Annotated in this window: 22 protein-coding genes and 2 riboswitches; of the genes, 6 read left to right on the top strand and 16 right to left on the bottom strand. The window is 69.4% G+C overall.

Annotated features, from left to right (window positions below; translation table 11 throughout):
• Positions 1-15: 15 nt before the first annotated feature.
• The 3 genes from AC1VVG_RS08595 to AC1VVG_RS08585 all read right to left on the bottom strand — a co-directional run bounded on the left by AC1VVG_RS08595 (position 16) and on the right by AC1VVG_RS08585 (position 3,788).
• Entirely contained in the window at positions 16-1,182 is a 1,167-nt protein-coding gene (locus AC1VVG_RS08595) for an acyl-CoA dehydrogenase family protein (RefSeq protein WP_482835496.1), read from the bottom strand.
• A gap of 37 nt (positions 1,183-1,219) precedes the next feature.
• Entirely contained in the window at positions 1,220-2,521 is a 1,302-nt protein-coding gene (locus tag AC1VVG_RS08590) for a CitMHS family transporter (RefSeq protein ID WP_482835495.1), read from the bottom strand.
• A 103-nt stretch (positions 2,522-2,624) separates the two neighbouring features.
• The gene (locus AC1VVG_RS08585; RefSeq protein ID WP_482835494.1) at positions 2,625-3,788 is read right to left on the bottom strand and encodes a CaiB/BaiF CoA transferase family protein; all 1,164 of its coding nucleotides are present in this window, start codon (positions 3,786-3,788) and stop codon (positions 2,625-2,627) included.
• Between the two features lie 276 nt (positions 3,789-4,064).
• Here AC1VVG_RS08585 and AC1VVG_RS08580 point away from each other — a divergent pair, with 276 nt between their 5' ends.
• Both AC1VVG_RS08580 and AC1VVG_RS08575 read left to right on the top strand, forming a co-directional pair.
• A complete protein-coding gene (locus AC1VVG_RS08580) occupies positions 4,065-4,301 on the top strand; it encodes a hypothetical protein (protein WP_049028297.1) in 237 nt (78 codons plus the stop codon).
• 142 nt (positions 4,302-4,443) lie between these two features.
• On the top strand, positions 4,444-4,866 hold the full coding sequence (locus tag AC1VVG_RS08575; RefSeq protein WP_034186902.1) for an NUDIX hydrolase: 423 nt from the start codon (positions 4,444-4,446) through the stop codon (positions 4,864-4,866).
• Between the two features lie 21 nt (positions 4,867-4,887).
• On the opposite strand, the gene AC1VVG_RS08570 is transcribed toward AC1VVG_RS08575, so the two are convergent.
• The 7 genes from AC1VVG_RS08570 to cobW all read right to left on the bottom strand — a co-directional run bounded on the left by AC1VVG_RS08570 (position 4,888) and on the right by cobW (position 13,164).
• On the bottom strand, positions 4,888-5,214 hold the full coding sequence (locus tag AC1VVG_RS08570; protein ID WP_482835493.1) for a low molecular weight protein tyrosine phosphatase family protein: 327 nt from the start codon (positions 5,212-5,214) through the stop codon (positions 4,888-4,890).
• 31 nt (positions 5,215-5,245) lie between these two features.
• Complete coding sequence (locus tag AC1VVG_RS08565) at positions 5,246-5,818, bottom strand: DUF1993 domain-containing protein (RefSeq protein WP_482835492.1); 573 nt, start codon at positions 5,816-5,818, stop codon at positions 5,246-5,248.
• A 177-nt stretch (positions 5,819-5,995) separates the two neighbouring features.
• Positions 5,996-6,448 (bottom strand): YaiI/YqxD family protein, encoded by a 453-nt coding sequence (locus AC1VVG_RS08560; RefSeq protein ID WP_049028295.1) that lies wholly within the window; start codon positions 6,446-6,448, stop codon positions 5,996-5,998.
• Positions 6,449-6,509: 61 nt separating this feature from the next.
• A complete protein-coding gene (locus tag AC1VVG_RS08555) occupies positions 6,510-7,046 on the bottom strand; it encodes a vWA domain-containing protein (RefSeq protein WP_482835895.1) in 537 nt (178 codons plus the stop codon).
• A 140-nt stretch (positions 7,047-7,186) separates the two neighbouring features.
• Entirely contained in the window at positions 7,187-8,263 is a 1,077-nt protein-coding gene (locus AC1VVG_RS08550; RefSeq protein WP_059557717.1) for a magnesium chelatase ATPase subunit I, read from the bottom strand.
• Positions 8,260-12,069 carry a cobaltochelatase subunit CobN gene (gene cobN, locus AC1VVG_RS08545; protein ID WP_482835491.1) on the bottom strand — a complete coding sequence of 1,270 codons (3,810 nt, stop codon included), beginning with the start codon at positions 12,067-12,069 and terminating at the stop codon, positions 8,260-8,262. The genes AC1VVG_RS08550 and cobN overlap by 4 nt, the downstream gene beginning before the upstream one ends.
• A gap of 6 nt (positions 12,070-12,075) precedes the next feature.
• The gene (cobW, locus tag AC1VVG_RS08540) at positions 12,076-13,164 is read right to left on the bottom strand and encodes a cobalamin biosynthesis protein CobW (protein WP_034186908.1); all 1,089 of its coding nucleotides are present in this window, start codon (positions 13,162-13,164) and stop codon (positions 12,076-12,078) included.
• A gap of 329 nt (positions 13,165-13,493) precedes the next feature.
• A riboswitch (cobalamin riboswitch) is annotated at positions 13,494-13,759 on the bottom strand.
• Between the two features lie 114 nt (positions 13,760-13,873).
• A riboswitch (cobalamin riboswitch) is annotated at positions 13,874-14,109 on the top strand.
• Between the two features lie 110 nt (positions 14,110-14,219).
• Here cobW and cobA point away from each other — a divergent pair.
• The 4 genes from cobA to AC1VVG_RS08520 are packed head-to-tail and all read left to right on the top strand — an operon-like array spanning position 14,220 to position 17,335.
• Positions 14,220-15,017 carry a uroporphyrinogen-III C-methyltransferase gene (gene cobA / locus AC1VVG_RS08535; RefSeq protein WP_482835490.1) on the top strand — a complete coding sequence of 266 codons (798 nt, stop codon included), beginning with the start codon at positions 14,220-14,222 and terminating at the stop codon, positions 15,015-15,017.
• Positions 15,014-15,391 (top strand): cobalamin biosynthesis protein, encoded by a 378-nt coding sequence (locus tag AC1VVG_RS08530; RefSeq protein WP_059557720.1) that lies wholly within the window; start codon positions 15,014-15,016, stop codon positions 15,389-15,391. The genes cobA and AC1VVG_RS08530 overlap by 4 nt, the downstream gene beginning before the upstream one ends.
• A 34-nt stretch (positions 15,392-15,425) precedes the next feature.
• On the top strand, positions 15,426-16,028 hold the full coding sequence (cobO, locus tag AC1VVG_RS08525) for a cob(I)yrinic acid a,c-diamide adenosyltransferase (RefSeq protein WP_482835489.1): 603 nt from the start codon (positions 15,426-15,428) through the stop codon (positions 16,026-16,028).
• A gap of 2 nt (positions 16,029-16,030) precedes the next feature.
• Positions 16,031-17,335: a cobyrinic acid a,c-diamide synthase CobB gene (locus AC1VVG_RS08520; protein WP_482835488.1), complete on the top strand. Its 1,305-nt coding sequence runs from the start codon at positions 16,031-16,033 to the stop codon at positions 17,333-17,335.
• Between the two features lie 28 nt (positions 17,336-17,363).
• Here the strand turns inward: AC1VVG_RS08520 and bamE are convergent, their stop codons facing one another.
• The 6 genes from bamE to AC1VVG_RS08490 form a co-directional block, all read right to left on the bottom strand.
• Entirely contained in the window at positions 17,364-17,903 is a 540-nt protein-coding gene (bamE, locus tag AC1VVG_RS08515; protein WP_034186913.1) for an outer membrane protein assembly factor BamE domain-containing protein, read from the bottom strand.
• Positions 17,904-18,060: 157 nt separating this feature from the next.
• Positions 18,061-19,224: a M20 aminoacylase family protein gene (locus tag AC1VVG_RS08510; protein ID WP_034186914.1), complete on the bottom strand. Its 1,164-nt coding sequence runs from the start codon at positions 19,222-19,224 to the stop codon at positions 18,061-18,063.
• A gap of 470 nt (positions 19,225-19,694) precedes the next feature.
• Complete coding sequence (locus AC1VVG_RS08505; protein WP_124607952.1) at positions 19,695-20,711, bottom strand: GNAT family N-acetyltransferase; 1,017 nt, start codon at positions 20,709-20,711, stop codon at positions 19,695-19,697.
• Complete coding sequence (locus AC1VVG_RS08500) at positions 20,711-21,550, bottom strand: formyl transferase (RefSeq protein WP_034187026.1); 840 nt, start codon at positions 21,548-21,550, stop codon at positions 20,711-20,713. Before AC1VVG_RS08500 ends, AC1VVG_RS08505 begins: the two co-directional genes overlap by 1 nt.
• 86 nt (positions 21,551-21,636) lie before the next feature.
• Positions 21,637-23,880, bottom strand: coding sequence for a TonB-dependent siderophore receptor (locus tag AC1VVG_RS08495; protein WP_482835894.1), 2,244 nt, complete (start codon positions 23,878-23,880; stop codon positions 21,637-21,639).
• A gap of 46 nt (positions 23,881-23,926) precedes the next feature.
• Complete coding sequence (locus tag AC1VVG_RS08490) at positions 23,927-25,303, bottom strand: lysine N(6)-hydroxylase/L-ornithine N(5)-oxygenase family protein (protein WP_059557730.1); 1,377 nt, start codon at positions 25,301-25,303, stop codon at positions 23,927-23,929.
• Positions 25,304-25,326 lie beyond the last annotated feature (23 nt).

Raw genomic sequence — 25,326 nt, 5'->3', positions numbered from 1 at the left:
GCGAGCCGCCGCGCGTCAGTACGACTTCGGCAGCCCGAGCACCTTCTCCGCGATGTAACACAGGATCAGTTGCGGACTCACGGGCGCCAGCCTCGGAATCATACACTCGCGCAGGTAGCGCTCGACATGGTATTCCTTCGCGTAACCCATCCCACCGAGCGTCGCGACCGCCGTCTGGCACGCCTGAAACGCCGCTTCCGCGCCGAGGTATTTCGCCGCGTTCGCCTCCGCGCCGCACGACTGCCCCGCGTCGTAGCGCGCCGCGGCCTTCATCACCATCAGCCACGCGGCCTCGAGCTGCATCCACGCCTGCGCGAGCGGATGCTGGATCGACTGGTTCTGCCCGATCGGCCGACCGAACACGACGCGCTCGCACGCATACTGCGTCGCGCGGCGCAGCGCGGCCTGCCCGAGCCCGATCGCCTCCGCCGCGATCAGGATCCGTTCGGGATTCAGCCCGTGCAGCAGGTAGCGGAAGCCGTCGCCTTCGTTGCCGATCAGGTCGTCGCGCGACACGCGCAGGTTGTCGATGAACAGCATGTTCGAATCGACGGCCTTGCGGCCCATCTTCTCGATCTCGCGTACCTCGACATGCGAACGGTCGAGGTCGGTGTAGAACAGGCTCAGCCCGTCGGTCGGCTTCGCGACCTGGTCGAGCGGCGTCGTGCGCGCGATGATCAGCATCTTGTTCGCGACCTGCGCGGTCGAGATCCAGATCTTGCGCCCGCTGAGCACGTAGTGGTCGCCGTCGCGGCGCGCCTGCGTGCTCAGGTGCGTGGTGTCGAGGCCCGCGTCGGGCTCCGTCACCGCGAAGCACGCCTTGTCGCGCCCGGCGATCAGCGGCGGCAGGAAGCGCGCCTTCTGCGCGTCGTTGCCGAACACCTGCACGGGATTCAGCCCGAAGATGTTCATATGCACGGCCGACGCGCCGGACAGGCCGGCGCCCGATGCGCTGATCGTGCGCATCATCAGCGCGGCCTCGGTCATCCCGAGACCGGCGCCGCCGTGGGCCGGGTCCATCGCGATGCCGAGCCAGCCGGCTTCGGCGAGCGCCGCGTGAAAGTCGGCCGGAAAGCCGCCCACGCGATCGCGTTCGAGCCAGTAGTCGTCGCCGAAGCGCTCGCAGATTTTCTCGATCGCGCTTTCGATCGCGCGCTGGTCGTCGGTCAGGTCGAACTGCATGGACTGCTCTCCCGGGAAACGTGAACGGCCCGGCCGTTCATAGCGGAAACACGCCCGTCGCGACCGCGGCGAACACCATCAGCACGGTGGCGGCGAACAGGAACGGAATCGTGAATTTCTGGTGCTCGGCGAGCTCGACGCCGGTCAGGCCGACGATCAGGAACGTCGCGGGCGTCAGCGGGCTCACCGGAAAGCCGGTCGTCATCTGGCCGAGCAGCGCGGCCTGCGCCATCTGGATCGGCGGCACGCCGAGCAGCTTGCCGCTCTCCGCGAGCACCGGCAGCACGCCGAAGTAGAACGAATCGGGATCGAACAACAGGCTGAGCGGCATCGACAGCAGCCCGAGTACGAACGGCATGTGGCGCGCATGCTCGACCGGCACGTGCGCGACGACGACCTCGGCCATCGCCTTCAGCATGCCGGTGCCGGACATGATGCCGGTGAATGCGCCGGCCGCGAGCAGCACGCTCGCCATCATCAGCGCGGCCTTCGCGTGCGCGTCGATCCGCTCGCGCTGCGCCTGCACGTCCGGGTAGTTGATCACGAGCGCGGCGACCGTGCCGAGCATGAACATCACCATCGGGTCGACGATGCCCGACACCAGCGTGACGAGCACGACGAGCGTCAGTACGACGTTGATCCCGAAGCGGCCCGGCCGGCGCAACGCGCGTTCGGCGTCGGTCAGCTCGCGCGGCGCGATCGCCAGCGACGCGGCGCCGGCGCGGTCGAGCCCGAGCCGTTTCGCCTCGCGCACGCCGAGCACGTAAGCGGTGCCGAACACGAACGCGAGCCCGACGATCTGCACCGGAATCATTGGCGTGAAGATCGCCGAGCCGGGGATGTGCAGCGCCGCCGAGGCGCGCAGCATCGGCCCGACCCACGGTAGGAAATTGACGCCGGCCGCTATCGACGCGACGCACGCGAGAATCCGCCGGTCCATCCCGAGGCGCGTGTAGAGCGGCATCATCGCCGGCAGCGTGACGAGAAACGTGACGGCGCCCGAGCCGTCGAGGTGGATCAGCAGCGCGAGCAGCGCCGAGCCCATCACGATGCGCGGCGGATGGCAGCCGATCAAGCGCAGTACGCCGGCGATGATCGGGTCGAGCATCCCCGCATCGGTGAGGATTCCGAAAAATAGAATCGCAAAAACGAACATCCCGGCGATCGGGCAGATGTTCTGTACGCCGTGCACGACGAACTTGCCGGTCGTCAATCCGAAGCCGGCCGCGAGCGACGCGGCCACCGGCACGACGATCAGCGCGACGAGCGGCGACAGCCGCTTCGTGATGATCAGGCCGAACAGCGCGACGATGGCGATCGCGCCGATCCATGCAAGCATGATGCGTCTCCTCTTCAGCCGGTACGGCGTCTTCCGTGCGCAAGCCGGCGTGATGTCCGAATGATGGCGTGCCGGCCCGCGCGGCCGGCGACCGCGATGCCGGTCAGTCCCCGCGATCGTCGTGGTGGCCGTCGCGGTCCGCAAACACCTGCGCCGCGTGCTCGTTCAGCGCGGGCGGCGGTCGACGGTACGTCGCCGGCGTGCGGCCGAGCTTGATCGGCGACGCGATGCCGCGATGCCGGCCCAGCGTCACCTTCATCTCCCGATGCGCGACATGCGGATGATCGAGCGCCGCATCGAGTCCGAGCACCGGCGCGCACGGCACGCCGCGGCGCATCAACTGCTCGGCGAGCGCCGCGCCGTCATGTCCGGCCAGCGCCGTTTCGAGCAGCGCACGCAGTGCGGCGCGGTGCGCGCTGCGCGCGCGGTTGTCCGCGAAACGCGGATCGTCGAGCCAGCCGCGCGTGCCGAGCACGTCGCACAACACGGCGAACTGCCCGTTGTTGCCGACCGCCAGGAAAATGTCGACGCTCGCCGTCGGAAAGCTGTCGTACGGCGTGATGTTCGGATGCGCGTTGCCGGTACGTACGGGTGCGTTGCCCGAATGAAAGAAGTTCGGCGTATGCGGATGCAGGATCGACAGCGCGCAGTCGAACAGCGTCGATTCGACGAACTGGCCGCGGCCGCTCGCATCGCGCTCGCGCAGCGCCATCAGCACGCCGAGCGCCGCGTTCAGACCCGTGACGAGATCGACGATCGGCACGCCGACGCGCAGCGGTGCGCCGCCCGCTTCGCCATTGACGCTCATCAGCCCCGCGAGCGCCTGGACGGCCGCGTCGTAGCCGGGCAGCCCGCCCAGCGGCCCGTCCGCGCCGAACCCCGACACGCGGCAATGGACGAGGCGCGGAAACCGCGCATGCAGCGCGTCGAAGCCGAGCCCCCAGCGCTCCATCGTGCCGATCTTGAAGTTCTCGACGATGGCGTCCGCGTGTTCGAGCAGGCCCAGCAGCCGCTCGCGGTCGGCCGGCTGCGTCAGGTCGAGCGCAACGCCGAGCTTGTTGCGGTTCACGCCGAGGAAATACGATGCGGTGTCGCCGTCGAACGGCGGCCCCCAGGTACGTGTCTCGTCGCCGGACGGCGGCTCGACCTTGATCACCTCCGCGCCATGGTCGGCGAGGATCTGCGTCGCGTACGGGCCGCCCAGCACCCGCGACAGGTCGATGATGCGCAATCCCGCCAGCGCGCCCTGCTGCTCGTGTTCCGCCATGCGTCCCGCTCCTGGTTCCGGTTGATCGGACTGTCGGCACCGGCGGGCCAATGCCTGCGGCGCGCCCGTCGGACTCGACGAATAATTCTTGTGTGTGAATTTATATTCACACTCAGGAATTTCATTGTCAAGCCCGGATACACCCGGCGTGCCGCGCGGATAACGTGGTCGAGCGCAAGTGGGGACGACACCGAATGCGGGCCGGTTGCGAGGTCGGCCCGCCCTTCGTTAAGCTGGCGGAAACGTTCATCCCGAAAATAGTCAGGCGAAGCATTCATGAAACGGATATGGCTGGCGGCCTTCATGCTGGCGTCGACGCTCGGCGCCGCGCGCGCGCAAACCCAAACTTTCCATTTCGGCGAAGGACAGACGCGCATGCCCGCCGCGGCACCGCAGGCCGGCGCGCCCACGGCCCGGCACGCGCCGTCGCCGCATCACCGGCGCGCCGTTCACAAACGTCGCCACTCGCGCCATGCGAAGCCGACGCGCAACGGCATCTATACGCACGCGTAACGCGGCGCCCGGCGCCATGCACGGAACTGTCACGAATGGGGGGTAACCTCCACGCGGCAGCTTGTACGCCGTCGCGCCCCGTTGCCGGACAACCCGCCGCCGCCGCGCACTTCCCCACGATTCATTACCTGCTTTGCCGAACATGAGCACCGGGCCGGATACCCTCGCCGTCACCAAGGAACGCGCCACCATCGTGTGCCGTCAGCGCGGCAGCGTGCTGCTGGTCGCCCGCACGGCATCGCGCTGGTCGCTGCCGGGCGGCACAATCCGGCGCGGCGAGACGCCGCTCGAAGCCGCGCGGCGGGAGCTTGCCGAGGAAACGCGGCTGGAAGGGCTCGCGCTCGACTACGCGGTGCAGTTCGGCGGGCTGACGAAGCTCCATCACGTGTTCGTGGCCGAGGTGCCGGCGCACCTGACGCCGCGCGCGAGCAACGAGATCGCCCGCTGCAAGTGGTTCGCCGCCGACCGGCTCGACACGCTCCATGCAAGCGTGCCGACGCGCAAGATCATCGAGCTGCTGCGTCTCGACTGTTTTTCGGCGATCGTCAACGGCCCGCTTCGTTGAGGGCCGTGCTGCGCACGCCGGTCACGCGCGCAGGAACGGCCCGGCCTTGCGCTCGAGCAGCGCGACGAGTTCGGGCTGCATGAAAGCGTAGCGGTCGGGAATCTCGAGGCAGACGATCTGCTTGCCCTTCAGATGCGCACCGAACAGCGTGGACAGCCTTGCCTTGTGCGCGCGCTCCATCACGAACACGATGTCGGCCCAGTCGAGCTGCTCGGCGGACAGGCGGGCGTCGGCATCGGGCGCGAGGCCCGCGGAGTCGGTTTCGATGCCCGGCCATGCGGCGAACATCGTTTCGGCCGTCGGGCTGCGCAGCCGGTTGCGGCTGCAGATGAACAGTGCCCGTGTCATGTCGCTTCGCGCTTGGCCGCGGGCGGCCCGCTTACCCTTGCGGAATGGTGTCCGGCCGCACGTACGCGAGCATGTGCGGCACGTAGTCGGCCTTGCCGAGATCGACGCCGTGATGGCGCAGGATCGCGTACGCGGCAATCGCGTGGAAGTAGAACTGCGGCAGCGCCCAGTCGCGCGCGTATTGTTCGCCCGTCATGTCGAACGCGGTCCCGTTCGGCAGTTCGAGCGCGATCGGCCGCGCGGCGCCCCCATCGAGCGCATCCGGCGCGAGTTCGCCGAGAAATGCGAGCGTGCCGGCGACGATCGACTGCGCGTCGCCCGGCGAACCCGGCTGCGCATCCGCGTTCCATCCCGCTTCACGCAACGACAGCAACGCAGCCGGCAACGCTTCGCCGCGCAGCCGGTAGACGGGTTCCATCGCCTGGAAACACGAGAAGCGCACCTGGGCGGCGAGCGGGTACATGTCGGGCGCGAGCTTCAACGTCGTCACCGCGTCGGGTTCGATCCCCGCGGCCTGCCGGTGCGCGACGGCCTTGTCGAGCCATGCGGACTGCGCGCGCAGCATCTGGGTGAAGGTCGGAACGAGAAGTTGGGTCGGTGACACGCGTGCGCTCCTGTATTGTGGTTTGCGTCACGATAGCAGCGTCGGCGCAACCCTGCATCCTGGACAGGCGCGAAGCGCGCGCACCGCTGCGCATCGGCGGACGATTCATACACCACGTGTGCGCGCTTCGGTTCCATCTGCGCATACGCGGCAACGCGTGCCTGCCGACATGCAGCCTCACGGCTTGCCCTGCCGCGCCAGGAACCGGTCGAGCTGCGACGCAAACGCCTTGCCGTCGCGCGCGCTGAACGGCGCCGGCCCGCCCGTGTCGATGCCCGCGCTGCGCAACTGGTCCATCATCGCGCGCGTCGACAGGCGCTCCTCGATGTTCTCGCGGCTGAACCAGTTGCCGCGCGGGTCGAGCGCATGCGCGCCCTTGTCGAGGACGGCGGCGGCCAGCGGGATGTCGGCCGTGATCACGAGGTCGCCGGCTTCCGCCAGCTCGACGATGCGCGCATCGGCCACGTCGAAGCCGGCCGGCACCTGGACGGCCTTGATGAACGGCGACGGCGGTGTGCGCAGGAACTGGTTCGCGACCAGCGTCACGCTGATTTCGGCACGACGCGCGGCGCGAAACAGCATGTCCTTGATGACGGCGGGACACGCGTCGGCATCGACCAGTACTTGCATGGCGGGGTTTTCCGGTAGGCATGAGCAGAAGCGGCGATCATAGCGCACCGCCGGCCGGCCCTCAGTGCGCGAGATCCGTGCGAAGCGCGTCGGCCGTCAGCCACTGCGCGCCCCAGGCGGCGGCGAGCCGCGCGCCCTGCCCGATCCGCACGGCCGCATCGTCGAAGTCGACGAACACGACGTGGTCGGCCGACGCGGGTTTCGGCGGCGTTTCGCGCGTGCGTCCGTCGGACAGCACCCACAGCCAGCGCTGCTTGCCGGGCTCGCGCCGTGCGTCGCGCGCGAGCAGCTGCGCGGCCGCGGCGATGCCGTCCGCGAGCGGCGTGCCGCCGCCGCCGTCGACCGGTTCGAGCCAGCGTGCGTTCCACCAGCGCGGGACGGCCGGGCCGAAACGCCGGGCGGCGCCTTGACCGCCGAAGCAGATCAGCGCGGTTTCGACCCGATCGCGCGCGGCCCGATCGAAATACGCGACGATCAGGCCCTTCGCGAGCGCGAGCCGGTCGTTCGACAGCATCGACGCCGAACAGTCGAGCACGAAGCAATGCAGTGCATGCGGCGTCCCTGCGCGTTTCCGGAACCGCACATGTTCGTGAAGCAGCGGGCCGCCGCGTTTCGCGGCGAGCGTCGCCGGCCACGCAACGGTCGTGCCCGCGCGGGCCGTGCCCGGTACGTGCGCGGCTGCGCCTGACTGCCATCGAGGACCGCGAACGGCGTTCGCGGCGGCGCCGGCTCGATGGCTCAGCGTTTTTTTAGCGGCAGCGGCACCACGCCTTTCACTTCGCGCAGGCCGGCCGGCTCGGGCGGCAGATAACCCCAGTCGCTCTGCGCGGCGGATGCCTCGCCTCGCGTCTCGTCCTGCCGGTTGTCGTCCCGCTGGCGCGCATCCGGCGGGGAACGTTCGTCGTGTTCGCCGCCGTGTTGCGACGACCCGTGCGACGGCGGCGTATCCGCATGGCGCCGGTGCCGCAGCACCGCTTGCGCCACACGCTCGACATGCGACACCGTCACCGCGTCGGCCTGCTCCAGCGCAGCCAGCGCGCGCGCGGCGCGCAGCATCACGAGGTCGGCGCGCAACCCGTCGACGGCCGCGTCGATGCACAGCGCGCTGACGCGCGCATGGACTGCATCGTCGAAATCGAGCGTCGCCAGCCGCGCGCGCGCCGCATGGATCCGGTCGCCGAGTTCACGCTGGACGGGCGCATGACGTGCACGAAATGCGTCCGGGTCGAGATCGAACGCGAGTCGCGCCTTCACGATCCGTTCGCGCTGCGCGGCGTCGAAACAGTTCTCCAGTTCGACCATCAACCCGAAGCGGTCGAGCAGTTGCGGGCGCAGTTCCCCCTCCTCCGGATTCATCGTGCCGACCAGCACGAAGCGCGCGTCGTGCGCGTGCGACACGCCGTCGCGCTCCACGATGTTCACGCCGCTCGCGGCGACGTCCAGCAACGTATCGACGAGCCCGTCGGCGAGCAGGTTCACTTCGTCGACATACAGCACGCCGAGGTGCGCGCGTGCGAGCAGGCCCGGCCGGAAGCGCACGCCGTTTCCGGCCAGCGCATGCGCGAGATCGAGCGTGCCCGTCACCTGCTCGTCGCTCGCCGACAGCGGCAGCGTGACGAACTGCCCTTCCGGCAGCAGTTCCGCGAGGCCGCGTGCGGCGGTCGATTTCGCGGTGCCGCGCGGGCCGCTCACGAGCACGCCGCCGAGCGACGGGTCGATCGCGGCGAGCAGCAGCGCCTGCTGCAGCGCGTCCTGCGCGACGAGCGCCGCAAACGGAAAGACCGCGCGGGCGCGGTGCGTCGTCGGATCGGTCATCGCCGCCCCCCTTCCTGAAGTTGTTCGCTCGCGAGCCAGACCGCTTCGATCCGCTCGCGATAGTCGCCCGGCTGCTGCCACAGGCCGCGCTGCATCGCCTCGACGAAGCGTTCGCAGATGCCGTGCAGCGCCTTCGGGTTGTGCCGTTCGAGAAATGCACGGGTGGCGTCGTCGAACAGGTACGCGTCGGCGACGAGCGCGTACTGGTGGTCGGACAGCACGCGCGCGGTCGCGTCATAACCGTACAGGTAGTCGACGGTCGCGGCCATCTCGGCCGCGCCCTTGTAGCCGTGACGCTTCACGCCGTCGAGCCATTTTGGGTTGACGACGCGCGAGCGGATCACGCGCGCGATTTCCTCGCGCAGCGTGCGCATCGTCGGCGCGACCGGGTTCGCATGGTCGCCGTGGTAGATGCTCGGCTGCTGCCCGGACAAGTGCCGCACGGCCGCCGTCATCCCGCCCTGGAACTGGTAGTAGTCGTTCGAATCGAGGATGTCGTGCTCGCGGCTGTCCTGGTTCTGCACGACGACGTCGATCGTCGCGAGCCGCTCGCCGAAGACGTCGGCCGCCGCGTCGCCGGCACTGTTCTGCGCATACGCGTGGCCGCCCCACTGGCGATACGCATCGGCGAGATCGGCGTCGGTCTGCCAGCGGCGCTGGTCGATCAGGTCCTGCAGGCCCGCGCCGTAGCTGCCCGGCCGTGCGCCGAACACGCGCCAGCCGGCGCGGCGCCGCGCTTCGTCGGGCGTCACCCCTTGCGCGATCCATTTCGCGCGCTCGCGCTCGACGCGCGCGCGGATCGGGTTCAGTTCCTCGGGCTCGTCGAGCGCGGCGACGGCCTGCACGGCCGCGTCGAACAGGTGCATCAGGTTCGGGAACGCGTCGCGGAAGAAGCCGGACACGCGCAGCGTCACGTCGATGCGCGGCCGGTCGAAGATCTCGATCGGCAGGATCTCGAAGTCGGTCACGCGATGGCTGCCGTGCGCCCATTTCGGCCGGACGCCGAGCAGCGCGAATGCCTGCGCGATGTCGTCGCCGCCCGTGCGCATCGTCGCCGTGCCCCATACCGACAGGCCGATCGCGCGCGGATAGTCGCCGTGATCCTGCAGATGGCGCTCGATCAGTTGCTGCGCGGATTTCAGGCCGAGCGACCACGCGGCCTGCGTCGGCACCGCGCGCGTGTCGACCGAGTAGAAGTTGCGGCCGGTGGGCAGCACGTCGGGGCGGCCGCGCGACGGCGAACCGCTCGGCCCCGGCGGCACGAAACGGCCGTCGAGCCCGCGCAGCAGCTGGCGCATTTCCTCGCCGCCGCACGCGTCGAGCGCGGGCAGCAGCGTCGCGCGAACGCGCCCGAGCACCGCGAGCGTGTGGGGCCATTCGCCGGGCGGCGTCGCGTCGGCACCCGTGTTTCCGCCGTCGGCCGCGCACAGCCCGTCCAGCCATTGTTGCGCGAGCCATTCGAGGCGCTCGCGCGTATCGCCCGCGTGGCGCCACGGCGATGCGTCGAGCGCCTGCAGGATCGCCGGGCGCGGGCCGACCCACGGCGCGGCCCAGTCCGCCGACAGCGGATCGAAGTCGTCGCCGAGCGCGAGATCGCGCGCCAGCGCGCCGATCAGCCCCGCCCGCGCGCCCTTGCCATCGCCGACCGGAAAACGCGCGAGCGCGAGCAGCGTGTCGCGGCGCTGGCGAGCGGCCGGCGATGCGCCGAACACGTGCAGCCCGTCGCGAATCTGCGCTTCCTTCAGTTCGCACAGCCACGCGTCGACGCGCGTGAGCAGCGCATCCTCGTCGCCCGCATCGCGCGGCGGCGACACGCTCAGTTCGTCGTGCAGGCGATGCTCGGCGATCGTCGCGAGGATCGTCTTGCGCAGCAGCTTCGCGCGCCGCGCGTCGACCATCAGCGCTTCGTAGTATTCGTCGACCTGCCGCTCGAGATCCTGCAGCGGCCCGTAGTTTTCCGCGCGCGTGAGCGGCGGCATCAAGTGATCGATAATCACGGCCTGCGCGCGGCGCTTCGCCTGGCTGCCCTCGCCCGGATCGTTGACGATGAACGGATAGAGATGCGGCAACGGCCCGAGCGTCAGGTCGGGCCAGCACGCGTCGGACAGCGCGACGCTCTTGCCCGGCAGCCATTCGAGGTTGCCGTGCTTGCCGAGGTGGATGACCGCGTCGATGCGATACGCATCGCGCAACCAGAAATAGAACGCGAGATACGCGTGCGGCGGCACGAGATCCGCATCGTGATAGCTCGCGTAGTCGTTCTCGCCGCGCGAACGCGACGGCTGGATGCCGACGAACACGTTGCCGGCGCGCCAGCCGGCGATCGTGAAACGTCCATGGCGCAGCGTCGGATCGGCTTCGGGCGGCCCCCAGCGCTGGTTCAGCGCGTCGCGCACGGCGGCCGGCAGCCGCGCGAAGCGCGCGATGTAGTCGGCCAGCGGGAAGCTCTGGAACGCGGGTCGCAATGCATGCACGGCCGCGTCGTTGGTCACGCCTTCGGTGAGGCGCGCGATCAGCGCGTCTCCATCGGGCGGCAGGTCGGCCAGCGTGTAGCCCGCGTCGCGCAGCGCCGCGAGCACGCGCAGCGCGGATGCCGGCGTGTCGAGCCCCACGCCGTTGCCGATCCGCCCTTCGCTTTGCGGGTAGTTCGCGAGAATCAGCGCAATGCGCTTGTCGGCGTTGTCGAGCGTGTGCAGCCGGCACCAGCCGCGCGCGAGCGCCGCGACGAACGCGATCCGCTCGGCGTCCGGCTGATAGCGCACGACGTCGACCTCGGTATGCGGGCAGCGATACGCGAGCCCCTTGAAGCTCACCGCACGCGTGACGATGCGCCCGTCGACTTCGGGCAGCGCGATATGCATCGCGATGTCGCGCGCATGCAGGCCCTGGTTGTCGGCCACCCACGCGTCGCGGTTGCCGCCGGACAGGATCACCTGCAGCACCGGTGCGTCGCCGGCGAGCACGTCGTGTTCGGGGCTGTCGATCGCGCCGGCCGCGAACGCGGTCGTGTTCAATACGAGCGCGACGCCGTGCGTGTCGCAAAGTTGCGTGATGACTTCGCGGCTCACCGCATCCTTCAGCGACGTCACCGCGATCGGCAACGGATTCAGCCCCTCGGCGATCAGTGCGTCGGCCAGCGCGTCGAACACGGCCGTGTTCGCGGCCTGCCAGTGCGCGCGATAAAACAAGATCGCGACGACGGGCGCGCCGGGCGTCCAGCGCGGCCGCCAGTCGTCGACGCTCGCGCGGTCGCGCGCCGGGTGATACAGCGCGGCGGCCGGCAGCGGGCGCGGCGGCTCGGGTTCGGCGCCGAAACCGAGCGTATGGAACGCGATGCTGCGCAGCAGCGCGTCGGCATTGTGCACGCCGCCCTCGCGCAGATAGCGCCACCACAGCCGGCACAGCGCCGGCGTGACGGTGCTCTTCGCGACGAGGTTCGGATCTTCCTGCAGGTCGCCCGAGAACATCGCGAGCTGCTGCCCGCGCTTCGACGCGAGCGACACGGCCTGCTCGATCCCGTACGGCCAGTACGCTTCGCCGCCGAGATGATCGATCACGACCGTTTTCGCATGACGCAGCACGTCGTCGACGTAGAAATCGACGGACGCCGGCTGCCGCAGGAACGTGACGTTCGCGAGCCGCACGCTCGGGAACCCGGCCGGCAACCGCGGCACGACGCTCGCGAGCAGCGACAGCGTCGTGTCGGCCGAACTCAGGATCACGATGTCGGCCGGCTGCTGGTCGATCCGGACGACGCCCTGCGTATCGTCGACGAAGCCGCCCGGCGTGGTGCGCAGCAGATGCATCGTGCGTTACGCCTGTTGCGGCTCGGCCGCGCACGCGGCGTCGAACGCGCGTTGCAGCGCGGCCGCGTCGAGATCCTCGCCGATCAGCACGAAGCGGCTCGCGCGCGTTTCGCCGTCCTGCCAGCGTCGGTCGAAATAGCTGTCGAAGCGGCGGCCGACGCCCTGGATCACGAGCCGCATCGGCGCGCCGGGCAGCGCGGCGAACCCTTTCGCGCGGTAGATCGTGTGCGCTTCGACCACGCGCTGCAGCGCGGCGATCGTCGCCTCGCGCGTGCCGGCGTCGCCGGACACGACCACCGAGTCGAAATCGTCGTGATGGTGATCGTGATCACCGTCGTCGGCCGAGCCGTGATGATCGTGACGCAGGTGGATCGTTTCTTCCGATGCCGATTCGAGGCCGAGCAGCATCGCGAGATCGAGCTCGCCGCGCGTCGCGCGCACGATCTTCACCTGCGGCGGAATCTCGTCGCGGATCGCGGTTTCGATCCGGGCGAATTCCGCGTCGCCGACCAGATCGGCCTTGTTCACAATCACCAGATCGGCCGACGACAGCTGATCGGCGAACAGTTCGTGCAGCGGCGATTCGTGGTCGAGATTCGGATCGGCGCGGCGCTGCGCGTCGACGGCCTGCGGGTTTTCCGCGAACTGGCCGCTCGCGGCGGCCGGCCCGTCGACCACGGTCACGACCGCGTCGACCGTGAAGCTGTTGCGGATCGTCGGCCAGTTGAACGCCTGCACGAGTGGCTTCGGCAGCGCGAGGCCCGATGTCTCGATCAGCACGTGGTCGATGTCCGCGCGCCGTTCGACGAGCGCCTCCATCACCGGGTAGAACTCTTCCTGCACGGTGCAGCACAGGCAGCCGTTCGCGAGTTCGTACAGCTGGCCCGACGCTTCGCCCTGCGCGCCGTCGGCGTCCTCGCAGCCGATGCCGCAGCCCTTGAGGATCTCGCCGTCGATGCCGAGCTCGCCGAATTCGTTGACGATCACCGCGATGCGGCGGCCCGCGGCGTGCTGCAGGATGTGGCGCATCAGCGTCGTCTTGCCGCTGCCGAGAAAGCCCGTGACGATCGTGACGGGAAGCTTGCGTAGGGTCATGGTAGGTCCGGTGTCGAAGAGGGAATCAGGACGGGATCGTCGCGTTGGCGGCGGCGAGGCCATTCATCGGGCGACGCGCAGGCAGACCGCCGCGCGATCCGCGCGAACAACCGCGCGACGGGCGGAACAACGAATCGGACATGGTGCTTCCTTGCGAACGGTCGACATCGTGAATGCCAACACGGCTGCCGCCGGCCCTGCCCGCGCCGCCTGCCGTTCGCCGTCTCGGCCCGGCGCGTTCGCGCGGGGGGCAGATCGGCGGAGGAAGCGGAACACCCCGGGCGTCGGGCCTGCTGCGGCCGTGGACGATGCGCCGCCTCCCCGCGGCGCTGAACCCCAACGTTTAGGCCGGTATCCGGGCTGGCGAACACGCCGCTTCGCCTTCCCGGATGCGCGCGGCATCCAGTGGCGGTCGTCCGCCTGCACGCGGCAGGCGGCGAAGCGGCGCTGCATCGCGCTCGCGCGCGACACGTTCGCTTACCGTTGCGGGGGCAGCACAGGTTGGCTCGACTGCGGTGCAGGCAGGCTCCCTGTTTCCCGTTTAACTGCGCGCGCCGGAGCGGCACGCGCGAGCACCAAAACGCGTGCGAGTGTAGGCGGCGGGGCCGGGAGCGTCAAGGCGGCACGGGGCGCCGGACTGCGTTGCGCACCGCCGGCGCACCGTGCCGGAGGCCGGCCGTGGCCGGTTCGCGCGGGCGAACCGCTGTGCTATCGTATGCGCCGCGTTCGGTGCTCGCATGCGCATTCCGCGCATGCAGTTAAACGGGAAACAGGAGGCGGACGACCGCCCGGCCTGTGCTGTCCCCGCAACGGTACGCCGCCCGCGCGCCGCGCTCCCCGCGCACGCGCCCAGGCCGCCCGCGATGCCACTGCCCTTCACCGGGCGGGAAGGCTGCGGCCTGGCAAGCGGCCAGCCCGGATACCGGCCGACGCAAGGGGCGAGCCCGATGCTCGCCGAACGCCCGATCCGCGGGGGACGGATGGGGTGCGCATTCCGCCCGCGTCCGCGCGGGCTTCGTCCGATCCGTCATGCACTGCCTGCCCGCCGGCCGCCGATGTGCCGCCCGCCTGTTCCTTTCCACTGTTTCGACACGGTGCGTGCCGTGCCGCGTGCGATGAGCCGCGCGTGGCTCATCGGCGCCGGCCCCGGCGATGCGGACCTGCTGACGCTCAAGGCCGTGCGTGCGATCGGCGCGGCCGACGTGCTGCTCGTCGACGATCTCGTGAATCCCGACGTGCTGCGCCATGCACGCGCCGACGCGCAGGTCGAGCACGTCGGCAAGCGCGGCGGCCATGCGTCGACGCCGCAGGAAGCGATCGTCGCGCACTTGCGGGCGGGCCGCAGCGTCGCGCGGCTCAAGGGCGGCGATCCATTCGTGTTCGGCCGCGGCGGCGAGGAACTGGCCGCGCTGGGCGCGGCGGGTTTTGCGGTCGAGATCGTGAACGGCATCACCGCAGGCATTGCCGCGCCGGCCGCGCTCGGCATCCCGGTCACGCAGCGCGGCGCCGCACAGGGCGTGATCTTCGTCACGGGCCACGGCGCGGGCGCCGACGAGCCCGACTGGCACGCGCTGGCGGCCACGCGCATGACGATCGTGATCTACATGGGCATTCGCCGGCTCGACGCGATCACCGCCGCGCTGCGCGGCGGCGGCCTGCCCGGCGATACGCCGTGCGCGGCGATCGAGCATGCGACCCGCCCCGAGCAGCGGCAGGTCCTCGCGACGCTCGACACGCTCGTCGAACGCGTCGGCGCAACCGGCATCGGTTCACCGGCCATCGTCGTGATCGGCCGCGTCGCGGCGCTTGCCGACGATCCGGCCGTGCGTGCGGCGCTCGGCGGCCGCGCATGATGCGCGTCGCGCTCGGCATCGGTTTTCGCGCGGGCGTCACGGCCGCGCAGCTCGATGCCGCGATCCGGGCGGCGCTGGCGCGTTACCCGGCCGCCGAACCGGCGCTCGTCGCGACGCTCGCCGACAAGGCGTGTGCGCGGGCGCTGCGCATGCTGTGCGCGCGCCGCGGCTGGCCGCTCGTCGCGTTCGACGCGGCGCAGTTGGCGAGCCGTCCCGAACTGGCCGCGAGCGGCCCGTCGGACGCCGCGCTGGCGCGCTTCGGGGTGGCGGGCGTGGCCGAACCCTGCGCGCAGCTCGCGGCGCCGCATGGCAGGCTGCTGGGCCCCAAATCCATCCGGGACGGCGTGACGGTTGCCCTCGCCGGCCCGCTCTGAACCCTTTGTTTCGCTTTCGACAGGACGATTTCCGATGAAGACCGATGCCGAATCCCATCAGCGAATGACCGAACGCCGCCGCGCCGGCCACGAGAAGAAGCAGGCCGCCGCCACCCTGGAAAAGGGCCTGCTGATCGTCAATACCGGCAACGGCAAGGGCAAGAGCACGGCTGCGTTCGGCATGGCCGTGCGCGTGCTCGGCCACGGCATGCGGCTCGGCGTCGTGCAGTTCATCAAGGGCGCGCTGCATACGTCCGAGCGCGACTTTCTCGGCGCGGTCGCGGAATGCGATTTCGTGACGATGGGCGACGGCTATACGTGGAACACGCAGAACCGCGACGCCGATATCGCGACCGCGCGCAAGGGCTGGAACGAGGCGCGCCGGATGATCGAGAGCGGCGACTACCGGATGGTGATCCTCGACGAGCTGAACACCGTGCTGAAGTATGAATACCTGCCGCTCGACGAAGTGCTCGCGACGCTCGTCGCGCGTCCCGCTTCGGTGCACGTCGTCGTCACGGGGCGGCACGCGCCCGATGCGCTGATCGACGCGGCCGATCTCGTCACCGAAATGCGGCTCGTCAAGCACCCGTACAAGGAGCAAGGCGTGAAGGCGCAGCGCGGCGTGGAGTTCTGAGCGTGCCGGCCTGCCCCGCGCTGTTCGTCAGCGCACCCGCGTCGGGCCAGGGCAAGACGTCGGTGACGGCCGGTCTTGCACGGCTGCACCGCCGGCTGGGCCGCCGCGTGCGCGTGTTCAAGACCGGGCCCGACTTTCTCGATCCGATGCTGCTCGAGCGCGCGAGCGGCGCGCCCGTGCATACGCTCGATCTCGGGATGGTCGGCGAAACCGGCTGCCGCGCGCTGCTCGCCGATGCCGCGCGCGACGCGGATCTGATCCTGATCGAAGGCGTGATGGGGCTGTTCGACGGCACGCCGAGCAGCGCCGATCTCGCGGCCGCGTTCGGCGTCCCGGTCGTCGCGGTGATTTCGGCGAAGGCGATGGCGCAGACGTTCGCGGCGATCGCGTTCGGGCTCGCCCGGTTCAGGCCGGCACTGCCGTTTCACGGCGTGCTGGCAAACCGCGTCGGCTCCGCGCGGCATGCGGAACTGCTGCAGCAGGCGCTGCCCGGCGACCTCCGCTGGCTCGGACACGTGCCGGCCGATGCGGGCATCACGCTGCCGGAGCGGCATCTCGGCCTGCATCAACCGGCCGACATCGACGATCTCGATGCGCGGCTCGAGCGCGCGGCCGACGTGCTCGTGCGGACGGCGCTCGCCGAATTGCCGCCGGCCGTCGCGTTCGCGGCACCGGACGCCGCGGCGCCGCTGCCGCGCGCGCTTGCGGGCAAGCGGATCGCCGTCGCACGCGATGCGGCGTTCTCGTTCATCTATCCGGCGAACCTCGCGCTGCTGGATGCGCTCGGTGCGGCGGTGCGGTTCTTCTCGCCACTCGCCGACGAACCGGTGCCCGACGATTGCGACGCGCTGTTCCTGCCGGGCGGTTATCCGGAACTGCATGCGGCGACGCTCGCGGCGAATGCCGGGACCGCGCGGACGATTCGCACGCACGCGGCGGCCGGCCGGCCGATCGTCGCGGAATGCGGAGGGATGGTGTATCTGTGCGAATCGCTGACCGACGTGGACGGCGTGACGACGCCGATGCTGGGCGTGTTGCCGGGTCATGCGACGATGCAGCGCCGGTTCGCGGCGCTCGGCATGCAGCAACTCGAGACGCGCAACGGGCCGATGCGCGGCCATACGTTCCACTATTCGCGGTTCGCGACGCCGCTGGTGCCGGTGGCGAGCGCCGCGCGCCCCGACGGCGCGCCGGGCAGCGGCGAAGCCGTCTACCGCTGCGGCGCGATCGTCGCGACGTACATGCACATGTACTGGCCGTCGAATCCGGAGATGGCGGCGGCCCTGTTCGGCGGCACGGCATTCTGACGGAACAGCCTGCGTGCGTGCCGCGACGTCAGGGCTTTTCGCGCCCCGGCGCCTCCGAGCGCGACGTCCGGATCACGGTGCCGTCGGGCGAGAAATGCGCGTTGAACATCGCGTCGCCCGATACGCCGCCCTCGGCCCAGTGCCAGCTCCACACCTCTTCATGGCTCAACGCGTATTGCGCGACTTCGGTCGGTTTGCCGAGCAGTTGCCGCACGTCGTCCTTCGACATGCCGGGCACGACCTTCGCGATGTTGGCCGCGGTCAGCGCCTGCGTGATCGACACGAGCCGGCCGTCCGGCCCGAAATCGAGCATGTAGGTACGCGTGCCGTACGGGCCGCGCGGGTACTCGAAGCGCTGCGAGCCGTCGTCGCCCTGCCTGACCATCTCGGGCTTGCCCGCCTGGCGGAGCACGTCCTCGGTCGTCGAGACACCCGGCTGCAGTTTGCCGAACGCGAGCGGGTCGGGCTTGATCGAATTCACCGCGTCCGCCACCTTCTGGTCGTCACACCCGGCCGCCAGAACGCCCACCGCACAGGCCGTCAGCACGGTCAGAAGCTGTTTTCGCATGTCATTCACACCTGTATTCATCGAGCCGATCCGGCGTCGCGCGCAGCGTAGCACGCGACCTGTCCCGCCGATGTCAAGGAGCGTCAAATCCGAGCACATCCGTCGCGGCCGGAAAAGCTCATGCGAGCCCGGCAACGACGACGTTCGCGAAACCGCGTCATACCAGAAACGCCTCGGCCAGCTTGACCCAGTACGACGCGCCGGTCGGCAGCGCCGCGTCGTTGAAGTCGTAGCCCGGGTTGTGCACCATGCAGCCGCCCTCCCCGTCGCCGTTGCCGATGATCAGGTAGCAGCCCGGCCGCTTTTCGAGCAGGAACGCGAAATCCTCGCTGCCGGTGAGCGGCACCATCCCGTCGATCAGGTTTGCATCGCCGACCCACTCGCGCGCCACGCCGCGCGCGAACGCCGTCATTTCCGCGTCGTTGACGAGCACCGGGTAGCGGCGCTGGTAGTCGATCGTCGCGGTCGCGCCGAACACGGCGGCCTGCGCGTGGACGACTTCCTTGATGCGCGTTTCGAGCAGGTCGCGCACGTCGGGCTTCAGCGCGCGCACCGACAGGCGCATCTGCGCGCGATCGGGAATCACGTTCGGCGCGTCGCCTGCGTGAATCGCGCCGACCGTGACGATCGCCATGTCGAGCGGCGATACGTTGCGCGACACGATCGTCTGCAGCGCCAGCACGATCTGCGCGCACACGACGACGGGATCGATCGCCTTGTGCGGCACCGCGCCGTGGCCGCCGCGGCCTTGCACGTCGATGACGACGGTATCCGACGACGCCATGAACGGCCCCGGCAGGAAACCGAATTGGCCGGTGGGGAAGCCCGGCATGTTGTGCATCGCGAAGATCGCATCGCACGGGAACTGCTCGAACAGCCCTTCGTCGAGCATCTTCTTCGCGCCGCCGAGCCCTTCCTCGGCCGGCTGGAAAATCAGGTTCAGCGTGCCCGAGAAACGGCGCTCGCGGGCGAGATGCTTCGCGGCCGCGAGCAGCATCGCCGTGTGGCCGTCGTGGCCGCACGCATGCATCTTGCCGGCGATCGTGCTCTGGTACGGCAGCCCGGTCGCCTCGTGGATCGGCAGCGCGTCCATGTCGGCGCGCAGGCCGAGGCGCCGCGCGCCATCGCCCACCTTCAACTGCCCGACGACGCCGGTTCCGCCGAGCCCGCGATGCACCGTATAACCCCACGACTGCAACTGCTCCGCGACGAGGTCGCTCGTCGCGAATTCCTCGAAACCCAGTTCGGGGTGGGCATGAATGCGGTGCCGGATCTGGATCATTTCGTCGGCCAGGCCTGCTGGGATCACGCTGTGCGTCACGGTGTCGTCTCCTGAAGTACGGTGCGGAACATGCAGGCAACGATAGTCGATTCGACGGCAACCGGACAGACGGAAAGTCGTCGCGGTGGCAACCTGGAGTTGCCGGATGCGGGCACGACTCGCGCCGCAGGGGCCCGACCATCCGGACGACTGCCCGGCGTGCCGTCGACACGCAAAACTGCGCGCTTCACATCGATGGTTCGTATGAGAGGAAAGCGTGGCCGCTCATGTAGAGAAAATAGTGCCTTTACATCAAAGGCTGGCGAAATCCTGTTCACTTTTTGACGCTTGTACGTTTTTTGTGTGCGCTGATGCAAAAGTGAACAAGCGATCCTTCCTGATGCGCAAGAACACCACGCTCCCGAGGTCGAAACAGCACCTTCTCGACGAAGCCTGCCCTGCGTTCGGCCGCGCAACCCGGCGCTTCGATGCGCGGCCCGTGCGCGTGCCGACGCCGCGCGCCCGTGCCGTCACGGCAAGCGGAAAGTGTCAAAGAACGTATCGCGCTCGATCACCGTGAGCGCCGCGCGCTTGTGCGGGAAATCGAATTCCTTCAGCGTGTAGAACCCGAGCCGGTGCATGTACGCGATGTGCCGCACGTGATCGACGCGCGGCTCGCCGACGAGCCGCTGCGTGCGCGGTTCGTCGACGAACATGTAGTGCAGCACCCCGCTCCACCACGCATGCAGCTTGCCGGCGCTCTGGAAGCGCGAGTCGCCGATCAGCAGGTGCAAGCCGCGGTCGTAGTCGTGCGCGTCGTAGAACGGCGCGAGGCGGTCCTCCTTCGCCCAGTAGAACTCGAAATAGCCGAACGGCGTATCGTCGAAATAACCGATCATCGGGTGCATGTGCGGATCGGCGAGCCGCTCGGCAAGGTAGGCCGCGTGCTCGTCGCGCGTGCCGCGCTGGTCCCAGAAATGCGCGACCCGATCGAGGTTCATCCAGCCGCTGAACAGGTCCGCATGCGCGTCGACGTCGACGGTGCGCAGGCTGAAGGTCATCCCGACCTGCGGCATGTAGCGCGCATAGATCTCGCCGGCCGGCGACGGCGGGCGCACCGGATGCCGGTGGCCGTTCGTGATCGCGTAGCGCAGCGGCATCCCGCCCGACGCGGGCGCCTTCAGCCACGGCCGCGGGTTCTGCCAGAACGTCGTGCGCGACACGGTGAGCCGCAGCGTGTCGCCCACGACCTGCGCGCCGTCGATCACGCCCTCGCGCACCGCGCGCGCGACGTACGACTCGACGGCTGCCGCCTCCGCGCCGGCGAGCGGCACCGAGATCGTCGCGATGTCGTACCGCGTGTCGGTGTTGAACAGCGCGACGAACGCCGCGAGCAGCTCGTCCGGCGCACCGTCGGGCCGCCAGGCGTCGAGCGTGTGCTCGACGACCGCCACGGCCTGCCCCTGCGCGGCGCCGTCGAGCGCGGCAGCCACTTCGCCTGCGACGGCGTCGGCGGCACCGGCCGGTTTCGTCAGCGTGTCTTCCATCACAGTACTCCCGCGTCGTGGCGGTCGGCGAGGACATGCAGCCCCCGCTCGAGCGCCGGGAACAGGCTGCGCTGGAAGTTGTTCCAGCGCAGTTCGAGAATCGTGTCGTCCGGCGCGATCGGCGTGTCGAGCACGTCGCAGATCACCTCGCCGGAATCGATGCCGTTGTCGACGTAGTGAAACGACGCGCCCGTCATCGTCACGGGCTCGACGGACGACGTCGTACCGCTCGCCCAGTCGACCCGTTCGCCGCGCGCGCCGTGCAGCGCATCGAGCGTCGCCCACGCGCCGCGCCGCTGGTACGGCGAATCGTCGGCCGTGATGCCGGGGTGGATGTTCGCGATGCGCCGGTGAAAGCGCGCGCCCGGCCGCACGAGCTCGTCGAGGATCACGAGCAGCCCGTCGAGCACGACGATGTCGGCGTCGAGGTCGAGCAGGCGCTCGAGCAGGCGGCGCTCGAACGCCTGTTTGCCGGCCACACGCTCGCGCGCGTCGCGCGGCAGCCGCCGGTACGTCGACGGAATCGCGCTGAACAGCGCGTCGACCGGCGTGCCCTGCACCGTCAACCCCTCCGGCAGGATCCACGGGCGGCCCGGCGTGCGCGCGAAGCCGTAGTCGGCCACTTTCGCGCGGTCGGCCGGCGAGCCTTCGTCGTCGTCGACGATCACGCCCTTGAGCGTGTAGCGCTCGCCGAGCGGCGAATCGTTCAGGCGTTCGACGAGGAATTCGAGCGGCGCCTTCATGTAGCGCGTGCCGCCCCGATAAGCGACCGGCTGGCCGGCGCGATCGGCCGCGCCGTTGCGCAGCGACTGGATGTAGACGAGATTTTTTTTCGGCATGGATGCGTCGAGGAAAAGCGGACGAAGGCGCCGCGGCCCGCCCGCGCCGGCCGCGAAGGCCGGCCGGCGGGCCGCGGCGCGCAACGTCACCAGTTGTATTTCGCGGTCGCGATCACCGTGCGGTCGGTTCCGAACACGCAGACGTTGTACGACTGGCAACCGCTGATGTAATGGCGGTTGAACAGGTTCGTCCCGTTCACGGCGAAGCGCCAGTTACGCACGTCGTAATGCAGCCCCGCGTCGAACAGGGTGACGCTCGACACCGTCAGCGAGTTGTCCGCCGCACCGGCCGACGCGCTCTGGTAGCGGATGCCGCCGCCGAGGCCGAAGCCCGCGAGCGGCCCCGTGTGCCACGTCCAGTCGGTCCACAGCGACGCCATCTGGCGCGGCCGCGGAATGTCGACCGGCCAGTTGTTCAGCGACACGTCGTTGGCCTGCACGTTCTTCACGTCCTGGTAGACGTACGACGCGATCACCGACAGGTTGCGCGTGACCTTGCCGGTCGCGCTCAGCTCGATCCCGCGCGAACGCACTTCGCCGGTCTGCACCGACTTCGTGCCCGTCGGGTCCTGGCCCGGCAACGCCGACGTGAGCACGTTGGTCTGGTTGATCTGGTAGATCGCCGCGTTCAGCATCAGGTTCTTGCCGGGCGGCTGCCAGCGCAGGCCGGCCTCGATCTGCTTGCCGCGCGTCGGCTGCGGCAAGCCGCCGCCGACCAGGTTCACGCCGATCAGCGGATTGAACGACGTCGCGTAGCTGACGTACGGCGACAGCCCGTAATCGCCCTGGTACGTGAGGCCGACGCGGCCGGTGAATGCCGTGACGTCCGCCTTCGTCGACGTGCCGCCCGCGCGGTCGTCCATCCGCATGTTGACCCAGTCCTCGCGGCCGCCGAGCGTCAGCGTCCAGCGGTTCCACTTGATCTGGTCCTGCGCGTACAGGCCGAACGTGTTCATCGTCGTGTACGTGTTCGTACGGAACGTGGTGTCCGGATTCGAGAACACCGACAGCGTGACTGGCGTATAGACCGGGTTGTAGATGTTCAGCGGCGACGCGGCGGCGAGCCATTCGCTGTCGGTCGCGGTCTGGCGGTTGTACTGGAAGCCGAGCAGCAGCGTGTGCTGGAGCGGGCCCGTTGCAAACCGGCCTTCCAGGTTGTTGTCGATGTCGAAGCGGCTGTAGTTCATCTGGAACACGCCGGCCCAGCGCGACACGTCGGTCGTGCTGCCGTCGACGAAGCCGTTGCCGAACACCGAACCGTTGTCGAGCGACAGGTGCATCAGGCGCGTGTTCTGGCGGAACGTCCACGCCGGCGTCAGGTTTCGTTCGAACTGGTAGCCGACCGACCACTGCTTCTTGCGGTAGTAGTTGAAGTTCGGGTCGCCTTCGTAGACGTCCTTGTTGATTTGCCCGTTCGGGTTCGGCAGCACCGTGCCCACCGCCGGGACGAAGTTCGACGAGATGTCGCCCCAGTCCTGCAGGTACGTCGCGGACAGCGTCAGCGACGTATCCGCGTCCGGGCGCCAGCGGAACGACGGCGCGAGCGCGACGCGCTGGTCGTTGTTCGGACCGGTCAGCGCGTTGCCGTCGCGCGCGACGCCGACGAACCGGTACGCGTACTTGCCGTCCGGGTCGAGCTTGTCGCCGACGTCGATCATGAACTGCTTGCGCGCGTAGTTGCCGATTTGCACCCCGGCCTCGCGCACGCGCTCGCCGTCGGCGAGCTTGGTCTGCACGTCGATGATCGCGCCCGGGTCGCCCGCGCCGTACAGTACCGAGGTCGGCCCGCGCAGCACGCTGATGCTGTCGATCATGTACGGATCGACACGCCAGCTGGCGAGGTTGATCGTGTTCGGCACCTGCAGGCCGTTCACGTAGGCCGTCGGCGTAAAGCCGCGCAGCGCCGCATACCAGTCCGAACGGTTGTCCGAACCGTACGACGAGAAGCCCGGCACGTAGCGCAGCGCCGCGTTCACGTCGGTCGCGCCGGTCATCTCGATCTGCTGCGCGGTGACGACGTTGATCGTCTGCGGGATCTCGTTGATCGGCGTGTCGGTCTTGGTACCGGACCGGCTGCGCTTCGCGACGAGCCCGACCGTGCCGTCGCCGGCCGAGGCCGCGTTGACGGTGATCGCCGGCAGCGTGCCGTTCTGCGCGCTGGTCGACGAACCGGCCGCCGCGCCGTTCTGTGCACTGCTGGCCGACGCCGCGACGCCCGCGTTCACGGCCGGCGCCGTCTGGGCGTATGCGTGCCCTGCCGCCGCCGTACCGAACGCCACGCTCGCCGCGGCTGCGATCGCACGCAAACGCGTGCCTGTTGCCCACTCCATCTTTCTCTGCTCCACTTTTTTCATGCGGTCTCCGACCGCGCCTTTGTCAAAGAGCGAAAGCCATCCGGCCCGCGCTCACCCCGTTTTCCGGTCGTTTTTCGTGCATTGCCCGGGCCGCGCCTTCGTCATGGGCGGGCGCGATCCCGTCTTCGAGCGACGCGCAGATTTCGTCCGCGCGGCGCGCCAGTACCGACAGCAGCGTGTCGGACAATCCGTGGCTGTCTTCGCAGCAGCCTTGCAGGTAGATGCGCGGCGCGAAGTCCGCGGGCGTCGCGAGCAGGTAATCGCGCGTGACGTCGCCGCGCGTGAGCGCATCGCCGAGGTGCGGCGCCAGCCCTTCGAGCAAGGCCGAGTGCGTGTCGCGGCGGTAGCCGGTCGCGAGCACCAGCGCGTCGAAGCGCTCGACGCGGGTGGCGCCGCTCAACCGGTCGCGCAGCGTCAGCTCGATGCGGCCGTCGGCCGTGCGCACCGCGGCCTCGATCGCGCTGTTCGCAAGCAGTGCATGGCGCGGCGTGCCGTCGATGCGCTGCAGGTACAGCATTTCGTAGATCTGCTCGATCAGCGGCCGGTCGACCACCGCGTAGTTGGTGTCGCGGTAGCGCTCGAGCAATGCGCGGCGCGCGTCGTGCGGCTGCGCATAGACGACGTCGGTGAACTCGGGACTGAAGATCTCGTTGACGAACGGGCTGTCGTCGGCCGGCTTCAGCGCGCCGGCACGCATCACGAGGCTCGCGTCGACATGCGGGAAGCGGCGCGCGAGATCGATGAACACCTCGGCCGCGCTCTGCCCCGCGCCGATCACCGCGACGCGGCGGCGCTCGCCGTCGGGCGATGCGACGAGCCGGTCGATGTCGGTCAGGTACGACGACGAATGGATCACGCGGTCGCGGCCGAGCGCGGCGAACGCGTCCGGAATCGCGGGCGTGCCGCCGACGCCGACCGACAGCGCGCGCGTGACGCGCTGGCGCTCGTGGCCCGCCGCGTCGCGCGACAGCACGCGCAGCGCGTCGATCTTCGCGCCGTCGCCACGTACCGGCTCGATTGCCAGCACGGTCTCGCTGTAGTGCACGCGGTCGTCGAATGCGTCGGCGACCCAGCTCAGGTAGTCGTGGAATTCGACGCGGGTCGGATAGAAGTTCTTCAGGTTGACGAATTCGTTCAGCCGGCCGCGCTCGAACAGGTAGTTGATGAACGTGTAGCGGCTTTTCGGATCGCGCATCGTGACGAGATCCTTCAGAAACGAAATCTGCATCCGGCAGTCGTCGAGCAGCATCCCGCGATGCCAGCCGAATTCCGGCTGGCGCTCGACGAAGCAATGGGCGAACGTGCGCGCGCCGCTGCGCTCCGCGAGGCGCACGGCCAGCGCCAGATTCGACGGCCCGAAGCCGACGCCGATCAGGTCGAATACGGTTTCTCTCTGCATGTCTCAGCTCCCTTGTCGGTGAA

This window comes from Burkholderia sp. L-4 (genome assembly GCF_056856535.1).
The sequence above is the reverse complement of the archived record's forward strand: the minus strand, read 5'-3'. Positions and strand labels throughout refer to the sequence as shown.